The sequence below is a fragment of the Mesorhizobium montanum genome (assembly GCF_033977145.1).
GTDB lineage: Bacteria > Pseudomonadota > Alphaproteobacteria > Rhizobiales > Rhizobiaceae > Mesorhizobium > Mesorhizobium montanum.
This window is the reverse complement of record NZ_JAVIJF010000001.1, coordinates 416,197-428,118: the sequence shown is the minus strand read 5'-3', so window position 1 is coordinate 428,118 and position 11,922 is coordinate 416,197. Positions and strand designations below refer to the sequence as shown.

Here is an 11,922-nt window from a genome sequence, read left to right as displayed (position 1 = left end):
GCTCTCCTTGACAGTGTTGGTTCCGCGCTTAACGGAACTCTACCGCCAAAGGAATGGGGTCGAAAAGCTCGAATCGATTGAAAGCCGGGCGCGGTTTCGCGCGTTCCCGGACTGCTTAGCGCTTTAGCACCTCGACGCCGGGCAGCGGCTTGCCTTCCATCCATTCGAGGAATGCGCCTCCGGCGGTCGAGACATAGGTGAAGTCGTCGGCGACACCGGCATGGTTGAGCGCGGCCACCGTGTCGCCGCCGCCGGCTACCGACACAAGCTTGCCCTGCCGGGTGCGGGCTGCCGCGTGCTTTGCAGCCGCCACCGTGGCGCGGTCGAAAGGCGCGATCTCGAAGGCGCCGAGCGGACCGTTCCAGACCAGCGTCGCGGCACGGTCGATCCAGTCGTTGACGCTCTGCACGGTCTTCGCGCCGACATCGAGGATCATGCCGTCGGCCGGCACGTCCGAGATGGCAACCGTCTCGCTTGGGGCGCCTGCCTTGAATTCCTTGGCGACGACGCCGTCGGCGGGCAGGATGACGGCGCAGCCAGCTTCGGCCGCTTCGATCATGATCTGCTTGGCGGTGCCGGCGAGGTCATGTTCGCAGAGCGACTTGCCGACATCGGTGCCGCGCGCCGCCAGGAATGTGTTGGCCATGCCGCCGCCGATCACCAGCGCGTCGACCTTCTTCACCAGGTTCATCAACAGGTCGATCTTGCTCGAGACCTTGGCCCCGCCGACGATGGCCACGACCGGCCGCGCCGGGTTGCCGAGGCCTTTTTCCAGCGCGTCGAGCTCGGCCTGCATGGTGCGGCCGGCATAGGCCGGCAGCCGATGCGCCAGGCCTTCTGTCGACGCATGGGCACGGTGCGCGGCGGAAAAAGCGTCGTTGACATAGATGTCGCCATTGGCGGCGAGCTGTTCGGTGAAGGCCGGCTCGTTCTTCTCCTCGGCCTTGTGGAAGCGGGTGTTTTCGAACAGCAGGACGTCGCCGTCCTTCATGGCGGCAACGGCATCGGCGGCTTTGTCGCCGACGCAGTCGGAGGCGAAGCCGACAGGGCGGCCGAGAACGTCTGCCGTGGCCCTGGCGATAGGTTCCAGCGAGAACTCGGCCGAGGGGCCGTCCTTGGGACGGCCGAAATGTGCAAGCAGAATGACCTTGGCGCCCTTTTTGGAAAGCTCGGCGATGGTCGGCGCGACGCGCTCGATGCGGGTGGCGTCGGTCACCTTGCCGTCGGCGACGGGAACGTTGAGGTCGACACGCACCAGGACGCGCCTGCCGCTGACGGCGCCGATGTCATCGAGTGTCTTGAAGCCGGCCATGGTCGTTCCTTTCCGCGAAAACGCGGCGACCTTACCCGGCACGAAGGACGATGCAAGGGCCGCGTTGAGGCGCGTGAGCAAAAATGATGTCGCCGTGAGACATCAGCCTTCGCCGGTTGCCTTCTGCCCGTCCGGTGCGGGCGCTACGGTGTCGATCGGCACGTCCTCGACCGCCTGCCTTTCCACCGGCCTGCGCCAGTTGCGGATCAGGGCGGCGATGCGGTCGCCGATTTCGCCGGCGCTCATGAATACCGGTACGCGCGCGACCGGCGCGGTTGGTTCGAAGGAGAGGCCAAGCCCGGTGATCCTGCCTTTTTCGTCGACATCGCGCACGATCAGCTCGATCGGGCCGATCATCACGCGGTCGGCATATTCGGGGTGGCCGCCGAGCCGCTCCGAAATCAACGCGGCAACAGTGAGCTTCTGTTCGGCCTCCGTCAGGCCCGGACCATAAGCGGCTTCCAGCTCCGCCGCCGAGCGGGCCGGGTCGAGGGCGAAGGCGCCGAAGAAGTCGGCATCTTCGGGATCGACCACGGCGCGACTGGCAAAAAGCTTGTCGAGCAGGCGCGGATATCGATCCGGCACGAAGATGTAGACCTGATCGCCGGCGGCAAGCCGACCCATGTCCTGGAAGCGCATCGAGCGGCCGTCGCGCAGCACCAGCGAGGGCCGTGCCCAGCGCGGAATGCGCTCGCCGCGCGCCACCGGGCTTCCCGGCGCCACGCGATAAGCGAGCAGCTCGTGATGGGCCGAGCCCGGCAATTCGAGCTCTACCTTGTCCAGCGGCCCGAGACGCGCCGGCACGATCAGGCCGAGGCGGCGCGCCAGCGGCCCGACGGTCCAGCCCTGAACCACCAGCGACACCAGCACGATGATGAAGGCGGCGTTGAAGATCAGCCGGCCATGCTCGAGGCCGCCGAGCAGCGGCGTGATGGCAAGCAGGATCGAGACCGCGCCGCGCAGGCCGACCCAGGAGACGAAGGCGACTTCGGGCCGCGGCAGGCGGAACGGGATCAGGCAGAGCCAGACGGCGACCGGCCGCGCCACGAAGATGAGAAACAGCCCAAGCAGGATCGCCGGCACCAGGATCGCCGGGAACTGCGAAGGCGTGGCGAACAGGCCGAGGATCAGGAACATGATGATCTGCGCCAGCCACGACATGCCGTCCTGGAAGCGCTTCAGGATGGTGACGGCGCGGATGTCGGAATTGCCGGCGATCAACCCTGCAAGGTAGACGGCGAGGAAGCCCGAGCCGCCAATGGCGCCGGCGGCGGCAAACACCATCAGCGACAGCGTCAGCACGAAGATCGGCAGCAGGCCGTGGTCGAGGTTCAGCCGCTCGACAAGACGCACGATGCCGAAGCCGCCGAGCACGCCGACAATGGCGCCGAGCCCCATATTGGCGAGGAAGCCGAGCAAAAGGTTGGTGGCCAGCACATTGGCTTCCGGATTGGCATGCGCGGCGATGATCTCGACCAGGGTGATGGTAAGGAAGATGGCGATCGGGTCGTTGGTGCCGGATTCCACCTCGAGCGTCGCGCGCACGCGCTCGCGCAGATGGATCTCGCCGGCGCGCAGCAGGAAGAAGACGGCCGCCGCATCGGTGGAGGCGACGGCGGCACCCAGCAGCGAGGATTCCAGCCAGTTGAGATCGAGCAGGTAGTAAGCGGCGGTACCGAAAATGGCGGTGGTCAGGATGACGCCGACGGTTGCGAGCGACAGTGCCGGTCCAGCTGCCTGCCGCAATGCGTTGAGCGGCGTGCCGAACCCGGAATCGAACAGGATGATCGCCAGCGCCAGTGAGCCGGCAAAATAAGCCAGCCGCGCATTGTCGAATTCGATGCCGAGGCCGTCGACGCCGGTGGCAAGCCCGATGCAGAGGAAGAGAAGCAGCAGAGGAGCACCGAAGCGGAAGGCGATCAGGCTCGAAAACGCGGCGGCCACGACAAGCGCTGTGCCGACCAGCGTCACGAGATAGATCGCATGCTCCATCCGCTATTGCCCCTCAGATACGCGTCCCTCCCGCTTCAAGGCAGAGTGGGGCGAAGACATGACCAGTGCAAGGCGGCAGCATGGTTTTTGGCCAAGCGGCCAATAAAAACGCCCGGCCGAAACCGGGCGTCTCCAATCGCGGAAGGATGCCCGCAATCAGGCGATGGTCTTGCCGAAGGCAACGGCGGTGTCGCCCATGCGGTTCGAAAAGCCCCATTCATTGTCGTACCAGGACAGCACCGAAACGAAATTGCCGTCCATCACCTTGGTCTGGTCGAGCGCCACGATCGAGGAATGCGGATCATGATTGAAGTCGATCGACACGTTCGGATGATGGGTGACCGAGAGCACGCCCATGAGCTTGCCCTTGGAAGCGGCGATCAGCGCCTCGTTGATCTCCTGCGGCGTGGTCGAGCGCTTGGCGATGAACTTGAGGTCGACGACCGAGACGTTCGGGGTCGGCACGCGGATCGAGATGCCGTCGAGCTTGCCCTTGAGCTCGGGCAGCACCAGGCCGATCGCCTTGGCCGCACCGGTCGAGGTCGGGATCTGCGAGAGCGCCGCCGCGCGGGCGCGGTAGAGGTCCTTGTGCATGGTGTCCAGCGTCGGCTGGTCGCCGGTGTAGGAGTGGATCGTCGTCATCATGCCCTTCTCGATGCCGACGGTCTCGTGCAGCACGGCCGCCAGCGGCGCCAGGCAATTGGTGGTGCAGGAGGCGTTCGAGATGACGACGTGGTCCTTGGTCAGCTTGTCGTGGTTGATGCCGTAGACGACGGTCAGGTCGGCGCCTTCGGCCGGCGCCGAGACGAGGACGCGCTTGGCGCCGGCGGTGAGGTGCGCGGCTGCCTTGTCACGGGCGGTGAAGATGCCGGTGCATTCGAGCGCGATGTCGACGCCGAGCTCCTTCCACGGCAGCTGCGTAGGGTCCTTGATGGCGGTGACCTTGAACTTCTCCTTGCCGACGGAGATTTGGTCGCCGTCGACCGTCACCTCATGCGGGAAGCGGCCATGCACGCTGTCATAGCGCAGCAGGTGCGCGTTGGTCTCGACCGGGCCGAGATCGTTGACGGCGACGACGTCGATGTCCTTGCGGCCGGATTCATGAATGGCGCGTAGGATGTTGCGGCCGATACGGCCAAATCCGTTGATGGCAACTCTGACGGTCATTGTTCTCTCCCTTGGGGGCTGGAAAGCGGATGGGTCCGCAGCTTCATAACGGCGGACGGCGTAAGAATCCAGCCGCAGAAGGTCGGATTTAAATCGATTAGGTTGGTCCAGTCCGGCAAAACCGTTAATCGGAGCTGCCGGCCTGAGCCAATTTCTATTTGTGCAGACGGGCTTCGACCACCTTGGCCGCGGCATCGGCGGTGATGCCGAAATGCGGATAGAGCTGCTCGATCGTGCCCGAGGCGCCGAAGCCGTGCATGCCGACGAAGATGCCGTCAGTGCCGATGAGGTGGTCCCAGCCCTGGCGGATGCCGGCTTCGATCGCGACCTTCACCTTGGCGTTGCCGATGGTCTTCTTGCGGTAATCGTCGCTCTGCAGGTCGAACAGCTCGAAGCAGGGCACCGAGACGACGCGGGTCGGGTGGCCGTGTTTTTCGAGCAGGTCGCGCGCACCGAGCGCGATCTCGACCTCGGAGCCGGTGGCAAAGATCGTCACCACCGCCTCGCCGCTGGCGGCGGCCAGCTCGTAGGCGCCCTGGCTGCTCAGGTTCTTGGCGCTGAATTCGGTGCGCACCGTCGGCAGGTTCTGGCGGGTCAGCGCCAGGGTCGAGGGCGTCTTTTCGGATTCGAGCGCGATCTGCCAGCATTCGGCGGTTTCCACCGCATCGGCCGGGCGGAAGACATTGTGGTTCGGAATGGCGCGCAGCGCCGCCAGATGCTCGACCGGCTGATGGGTCGGGCCGTCCTCGCCGAGGCCGATCGAATCATGCGTCATGACGAAGATCGAGCGGATGCCCATCAGCGAGGCCAGACGCATCGACGGACGGGCGTAGTCGGAGAAACACAGGAAGGTGCCGCCATAGGCGATCAGGCCGCCATGCAAGGTCAGGCCATTGATCGCCGCCGCCATGCCGTGCTCGCGGACGCCGTAATGGACATAGCGCTGGCCGTAATCGTCCGACGTGATGTTCTTGGTCTGGCTGGTCTTGGTGTTGTTGGAGCCGGTGAGGTCGGCCGAGCCGCCGATGGTTTCCGGCACCGTGCCGTTGATGACTTCCAGAGCCATTTCCGAGGACTTGCGGGTCGCGACCTTCGGCTTGTCCTGGCTGAGCTTCTTCTTATAGTCGCCGAGCACGGCGTCGAAATTCTCCGGCAGCTTGCCGGCGATGCGGCGCTCGAACTCGCCCTTCAGCTTGGCGTCCGCCTTGGCGAGGCGCCCTTCCCAATCGGTGCGCGCCTTGACGCCGGTTTTGCCGACGGCGCGCCAGGCGTCGAGAATGTCTGCCGGAATCTCGAAAGGCGGCGAACTCCAGTTGAAGAACTTGCGCGCGCCGGCGATTTCCTCGGGGCCGAGCGCCGAGCCATGCGCCTTGTTGGTGCCGGCCTTGGTCGGGGCGCCGAAGCCGATGGTGGTCTTGCAGGCGATCATCGTCGGCTTGTCGGAATGGCGCGCGGCTTCGATGGCATAGGCGATCGCCTCCGGATCGGTGCCGTCGATGTGGCTGGCATTCCAGCCGGAAGCCTGGAAGCGGGCGACTTGGTCGGTGTTGTCGGCAAGCGAAACCGGACCGTCGATCGAGATGTTGTTGTTGTCCCAGAAGACGATCAGCTTGTTGAGCTTGAGATGACCGGCAAGGGCGATGGCTTCCTGGGAGACGCCTTCCATCAGGCAGCCGTCGCCGGCCAGCACATAGGTGTAGTGGTTGACGAGATCGTTGCCGAAGGCGGCATTCATGATGCGCTCGCCGAGCGCGAAGCCGACCGAATTGGCAAGGCCCTGGCCGAGCGGACCGGTAGTGGTCTCGATGCCGGCGGCATGGCCGTATTCGGGGTGGCCGGCGGTCTTGGAACCGAGCTGGCGGAAATTCTTGATCTGGTCGATCGTCATGTCCTCATAGCCGGTGAGGTAGAGGAGCGAATAGAGCAGCATCGAGCCGTGGCCGGCCGACAGGATGAACCGGTCGCGGTCGGCCCAGTGCGGCGCCTTGGCGTCGAATTTCAGGAAGCGGCTGAACAGCACGGTGGCGATGTCGGCGCAGCCCATCGGCAGGCCGGGGTGACCGGAGTTCGCCTTCTCGACGGCGTCCATGGCAAGAAAACGGATCGCATTGGCCATCCGGTCATGTTGTTCGCGCGAGCTCATACTTCCTCCGGGAAATCGGGTTGAGGGCCTTGGGAGAACCCTGGGGAAAGGGTTGCGCGACACATAGCAGGCACGGCCTTTTAGTCAACAAATGGGGACGGTTTTTGCCGGGCTTGTGATGAGGTCATCTTGTGTGTCGGACGCCTTACATTAGCGATAGCGGGGGACAGTCGCGAGAGCTTTGTTGACGCGCCCTTCACCCGGTGCCTAATCTTTCGGAGGTAACGCGTTCTGAACGCGAGCGATTCGGTGATGGGCAGGGCATAGGACGAAGCCATGACCGGGGAAACGACCCTCAAGGAAGTCATCGCCAGGCTGGGAAAGGCCATGGAGGGGCTCGAAAACGCCGTGGCGGCGAAGCTTGAGCACGAGCGCGATTATTCGGAAGCCGAGGCCGAAGTGCAGCGCATGAACGCCGACCGCTCGCGCCTGGCGCAGGAGCTCGACAATTCCGAAGCGCGCGCCGAACGGCTGGAAGACGCCAACAAGGAAGTCTCGCGCCGGCTGGTGACCGCCATGGAAACCATCCGGGCGGTTCTGGACAGGTAGGGCCAATGGCACAGGTCACGGTTTCCATCGACGGCAAGCAGTATCGCATGGCCTGCGACGAAGGCCAGGAAGAGCATCTGATCGATCTTGCCGAGCGCTTCGACCGCTATGTCTCGCATCTGAAGGACTCCTTCGGCGAGATCGGCGACCAGCGGCTCACCGTCATGGCGGGCATCATGGTGATGGACGAACTGTCCGAACTCACCAAGCGCGTCAAGGGCATGGAAAGCGAGGTGCTGACGCTGCGCAAGACGCGCGACGAGGCGCTGATCAAGGCCGACAAGAGCGACAGCGTGCTGACCACGGCGCTCGACGCGCTGGCGCATCGCATGGAAGACCTCAGCGCGACCCTTGCCGTGAAGAAGGCCTGAGCGCCTCCGACGTCCATTCCGACGGAAAATCCCGCCGCGAATGGCCGGCGGCCGCGCAAAAATTTCGCCTCACGCAGGTCGTGACCATCATCGCGGGCGTTTAACCGATGCCGCGATGGTGCTAGGCTTGCGAGCCGGCGACGGCCAGCCGCGAGCCGGCTACAATTTTCAAAGAGGTAGGGACAAGTCATGAGTCTTCGTATCAACGACATCGCGCCGGATTTCACGGCCGAGACCACGCAAGGCACGATCAACTTCCACGACTGGATCGGCGACGGCTGGGCGGTGCTGTTCAGCCACCCGAAGAATTTCACGCCAGTCTGCACGACCGAGCTCGGCACCATGGCCGGTCTCGAAGGCGACTTCAAAAAGCGCAACGTCAAGATCATCGGCATTTCGGTCGACCCGGTGTCGAGCCACGACAAGTGGCAGGCCGACATCAAGACCGCCACCGGCCAAACAGTGAACTATCCGCTGATCGGCGATCGCGAGCTTAAAGTCGCCAAGCTCTATGAAATGCTGCCGGCGGGCGCGGGCGAGAGTTCGGAAGGCCGCACGCCGGCCGACAACGCCACGGTGCGTTCGGTCTACGTCATCGGCCCGGACAAGAAGATCAAGCTGGTGCTGACCTATCCGATGACGACGGGCCGCAACTTCGACGAGATCCTGCGCGTCGTCGATTCCATCCAGCTGACGGCCAAGCACCAGGTGGCGACGCCGGCGAACTGGAAGCAGGGCGACGACGTGATCATCACCGCCGCCGTCTCCAACGAGGATGCGATCAAGCGCTTCGGCGCCTACGAGACGGTGCTGCCTTATCTGCGCAAGACCAAGCAGCCCTCGGCATGAGCTTTTCCTTCTCCCCGTTCCACGGGGAGAAGGTGCCGGCAGGCGGATGAGGGGCGGCGCGGCGTTCCAAAGTGATCGCGCCGCAGCTTCCGAACGTCTCACCCGGAACGAGAACCTCGCAACCTCAGCGCTGCCCCTCATTGCCCTGCCGGGCATTTCTCCCCGTATAGTGACGGGGAGAAAAGGCTGGTTCGCCGCTTTCGCCAATCGCAGACTTTGTAGCGTTAAATGAAAACGGCGGCGCCAGATTCTGGCGCCGCCGTTTTGTCTTTGCGTAATGCCTCTGGCTGGTTAAGCCGCGGGCTGCGCCTCGATGGTGCGCAGCGCCTGGGTCTGGCGCTTGGCGGCGGCCTTGACCGCGTCCTGCACCTTTTCGAAGGCGCGCACCTCGATCTGGCGCACGCGCTCGCGGCTGATGTCGAACTCGGTCGACAGCTCTTCCAAGGTCAGCGGCTCCTCGGCGAGACGCCGCGCCTCGAAGATGCGCCGTTCGCGATCGTTGAGCACGGATAGAGCGCCCGACAGCATGCCGCGCCGGTTTTCCAGCTCGTCCTGCTCGATCAGCATCTCTTCCTGGCTTTCGTGGTCGTCGACCAGCCAGTCCTGCCATTCGCCGGACTCGCCTTCGCTTGCCCGGATCGGGGCGTTGAGCGAAGCGTCGCCCGACAGACGGCGGTTCATCGACACCACTTCGGCCTCGGAGACGTTGAGGCGGGTGGCGATCTCGGCGATCTGGTCGGGCTTCAAGTCGCCGTCATCCAGCGCCTGGATCTTGCCCTTCACCTTGCGCAGGTTGAAGAACAGGCGCTTCTGGTTGGCGGTGGTGCCCATCTTGACCAGGCTCCACGAGCGCAGGATGTATTCCTGGATCGAAGCCTTGATCCACCACATGGCATAGGTGGCGAGCCGGAAGCCACGCTCCGGTTCGAATTTCTTTACGGCCTGCATGAGGCCGACATTGCCTTCCGAGATCACCTCGCCGATCGGCAGGCCGTAGCCGCGATAGCCCATGGCGATCTTGGCGACGAGCCGCAAATGGCTGGTGACGAGCTTGTGGGCAGCCGTAGTGTCCTGATGCTCGGCGTAACGCTTGGCGAGCATGTACTCTTCCTGCGGCTGAAGCATCGGAAAGCGGCGGATTTCTTCCAGGTAACGGGCGAGACCGCCTTCACCGGAAACAATACTGGGTAATGATTGGGCCATGATAGCGCCCCCTCTCTCTTTGGAGTGGATGCCCCCGAAACGCGGCGAGCATAGGACGCGGATGCCAAAAGCTCATCCGCAGACAACCGGTATATATAGGAACAAAACCAGAAAAGACAGGCATTTGTTCAACGTTAAACAGTGTGTCACGCTGAAGTGAACAACGCCGGTCAGGTTTTTTGATGGCTGGTTTGCAGCCTGTTCGTGGCGGGTCGGTTCAAAGTTTTCGGAAGTCGCCGACGAGTTCCTCCATATCTCCGGGCATCGGCGCTTCGAACCTCATCGTTAGATGGGTGGTCGGGTGCTCGAATTCAAGGAGCCAGGCATGCAGGGCCTGCCGGGGAAAGGCATTGGCCTTGGTCTTCAAGGGTTCAGGCAGCCGGTTGGCCTTGGTGCGGAAGGCCTGGCCGTAATCCGGGTCGCCGATCACCGGATGGCCGATATGAGCCATGTGGACGCGGATCTGGTGGGTGCGGCCGGTCTCCAGCCGGCACTCGACCAGGCTTGCGGCGGCAAAGGCCTGCTGTCCTTCGCCGAAGCGCTCGACGACGCGGAAATGGGTGACGGCGTGGCGGGCATCGTTGCGGCCTTCGGGCACCACGGCGCGGCGGACGCGGTCGGCGGCGCGGCCCAAGGCTGCATCGACGGTGCCGGTCGGCCGCTGCGGTATGCCCCAGACCAGCGCCAGATAGGCGCGCTCGAGATCGCCGGTGCGGCCATGGTCGGCAAAGGCCTCCGACAGGGCCTTGTGGGCGCGGTCGGTCTTGGCCACGACCATGACGCCGCTGGTTTCCTTGTCGAGCCGGTGAACGATGCCCGGCCGCCTGACGCCGCCGATACCGGACAGGCTGTCGCCGCAATGATGGATCAGCGCGTTGACCAGCGTGCCTGTCCAGTTGCCGGCGCCGGGATGGACGACCAGCCCCGCCGGCTTGTTGATGACGATCAGCTCGTCGTCCTCGTAAAGGATGGCGAGGGGAATGTCCTCGCCTTGCGGCTCGGCGGGCTCCGGCGCCGGCACCAGAACTTCGACGCGCTCACCGGCCGTCAGCTTGCGCTTGGCTTCCAGCACCGGCTTGCCGGCGATCGAGACCGCGCCTTGCTTGATCAGCGCCTGCACGCGGCTGCGCGAGAGCTCCGGCCCGAGCCGGGCGGCGAGCCATTGGTCGAGGCGCTGGCCGGCGGCGTCCGCGCCGGCTTCGAGCACGGCAGCTTCGCCCGCTGCCGACTCATCGTCCGCTAATTCATCCCCTATCAATATCGGGGTGTCTTCGTTATGAGCGCTCATCGAAAACCGCTGCGGATTGTTTAGCCATGGCCCGGCCTGTCGCCGAAGAAGATGAGGAAAAGCCGCTCGACCCGGCGGCCGAAAACGTGCGCCGGAAGCTCGTTCGCTTCATGATCGTCAATCTCGGCCTTCTGTTCATCGCCCTTATGGTGGTGATCGGCGCGCTTGTCTACAAAGCCCGCAACGCGCCGGTGGCCGGCTCGGCGCCTGCGGGCGATGTCCAGGCTCCGGCCGGTGCGCCGCTCTCGGGCGACATTCTGCTTCCCGTGGGCGCCAAGGTGGTTAGCCAGTCCTTGTCAGGCAACCGCCTGTCGATCGATGCCGAACTGGCGGACGGCAGCCGTTCGATTTTCGTCTACGACATCGCCGAACGCCGCATCATCGGCCAGTTCCCAATCCGTAACAAATGAGCCCGCAACACATTCGCGGTTTTGCCGAGCACCGCAGAATTGCGACCGTCGCGCTGGTCGTGGGCAATTATGACGAGGCGATTGCCTGGTATGTCGGGCGGCTCGGCTTCGTGCTGAGCGACGATGTCGACCTCGGCGGCGGCAAGCGCTGGGTCACGGTCACGCCGCCAAATGGACAAGGGGCCCGGCTCCTGCTTGCGGAAGCATCCGGCGAAGAGCAGGCAAGCCGTATCGGCAACCAGACCGGCGGCCGGGTGTTTCTGTTCCTCGAGACCGACGATTTTTCCAGCGACCACCAGTCGATGCTTGCCCAGGGGGTCGAGTTCCGCGAAGCCCCGCGCCACGAGGCCTATGGTACGGTGGCCGTCTTCGCCGACCTCTACGGCAATCTCTGGGACCTGATCGAGCCGAAACGGCGGGGCTGACCGGGGGGTGCGCAAAGCGCGCGAAGGGGCCGAAAGCCCAGTTGCTTTTTCCCAGCCGCCAGCCTATGTAGCCGGTTCTTGAGCGCGCCCATCGTCTAGCGGTCAGGACACCGCCCTCTCACGGCGGGAACAGGGGTTCGATTCCCCTTGGGCGTACCAAGTCTTCTTCCTCAACTCCGCATTGCACGCTCGCGCATCTCTCTGGCGTGGCGC

At 64.3% G+C, this 11,922-nt stretch carries 11 protein-coding genes and 1 tRNA gene; 6 read left to right on the top strand and 6 right to left on the bottom strand.

What is annotated here, in order from left to right:
• Window positions 1-115: 115 nt before the first annotated feature.
• From RFM68_RS02035 to tkt, 4 genes are all read right to left on the bottom strand, one after another.
• Window positions 116-1,312 (bottom strand): phosphoglycerate kinase, encoded by a 1,197-nt coding sequence (locus tag RFM68_RS02035; protein ID WP_320230972.1) that lies wholly within the window; start codon window positions 1,310-1,312, stop codon window positions 116-118.
• A 102-nt stretch (window positions 1,313-1,414) separates the two neighbouring features.
• Entirely contained in the window at window positions 1,415-3,304 is a 1,890-nt protein-coding gene (locus RFM68_RS02030) for a potassium/proton antiporter (protein WP_320230971.1), read from the bottom strand.
• Between the two features lie 156 nt (window positions 3,305-3,460).
• Window positions 3,461-4,471: a type I glyceraldehyde-3-phosphate dehydrogenase gene (gap, locus tag RFM68_RS02025; RefSeq protein ID WP_320230970.1), complete on the bottom strand. Its 1,011-nt coding sequence runs from the start codon at window positions 4,469-4,471 to the stop codon at window positions 3,461-3,463.
• A 154-nt stretch (window positions 4,472-4,625) separates the two neighbouring features.
• Window positions 4,626-6,614, bottom strand: coding sequence for a transketolase (gene tkt / locus RFM68_RS02020; RefSeq protein WP_320230969.1), 1,989 nt, complete (start codon window positions 6,612-6,614; stop codon window positions 4,626-4,628).
• A gap of 276 nt (window positions 6,615-6,890) precedes the next feature.
• Between tkt and RFM68_RS02015 the strand changes: the two genes are divergently transcribed.
• The 3 genes from RFM68_RS02015 (at window position 6,891) to RFM68_RS02005 (ending at window position 8,383) form a co-directional block, all read left to right on the top strand.
• Window positions 6,891-7,163, top strand: coding sequence for a DUF4164 domain-containing protein (locus RFM68_RS02015; RefSeq protein ID WP_023763725.1), 273 nt, complete (start codon window positions 6,891-6,893; stop codon window positions 7,161-7,163).
• A 5-nt stretch (window positions 7,164-7,168) separates the two neighbouring features.
• A complete protein-coding gene (locus tag RFM68_RS02010; protein ID WP_320230968.1) occupies window positions 7,169-7,534 on the top strand; it encodes a cell division protein ZapA in 366 nt (121 codons plus the stop codon).
• A gap of 189 nt (window positions 7,535-7,723) precedes the next feature.
• A complete protein-coding gene (locus RFM68_RS02005; RefSeq protein WP_320230967.1) occupies window positions 7,724-8,383 on the top strand; it encodes a peroxiredoxin in 660 nt (219 codons plus the stop codon).
• 291 nt (window positions 8,384-8,674) lie between these two features.
• Here RFM68_RS02005 and rpoH read toward each other — a convergent pair whose 3' ends face one another.
• Both rpoH and RFM68_RS01995 read right to left on the bottom strand, forming a co-directional pair.
• Window positions 8,675-9,586, bottom strand: a complete 912-nt coding sequence (gene rpoH, locus RFM68_RS02000) for an RNA polymerase sigma factor RpoH (RefSeq protein ID WP_320230966.1) — start codon at window positions 9,584-9,586, stop codon at window positions 8,675-8,677.
• Window positions 9,587-9,803: 217 nt separating this feature from the next.
• Window positions 9,804-10,874: an RluA family pseudouridine synthase gene (locus RFM68_RS01995; protein ID WP_320230965.1), complete on the bottom strand. Its 1,071-nt coding sequence runs from the start codon at window positions 10,872-10,874 to the stop codon at window positions 9,804-9,806.
• Between the two features lie 26 nt (window positions 10,875-10,900).
• Between RFM68_RS01995 and RFM68_RS01990 the strand changes: the two genes are divergently transcribed.
• The 3 genes from RFM68_RS01990 to RFM68_RS01980 all read left to right on the top strand — a co-directional run bounded on the left by RFM68_RS01990 (window position 10,901) and on the right by RFM68_RS01980 (window position 11,868).
• Window positions 10,901-11,284, top strand: a complete 384-nt coding sequence (locus RFM68_RS01990; protein WP_320230964.1) for a fimbrial protein — start codon at window positions 10,901-10,903, stop codon at window positions 11,282-11,284.
• 11 nt (window positions 11,285-11,295) lie between these two features.
• Entirely contained in the window at window positions 11,296-11,709 is a 414-nt protein-coding gene (locus RFM68_RS01985) for a VOC family protein (RefSeq protein ID WP_320231052.1), read from the top strand.
• Between the two features lie 84 nt (window positions 11,710-11,793).
• Window positions 11,794-11,868: transfer RNA gene (locus tag RFM68_RS01980), tRNA-Glu, on the top strand.
• Window positions 11,869-11,922: the final 54 nt, after the last annotated feature.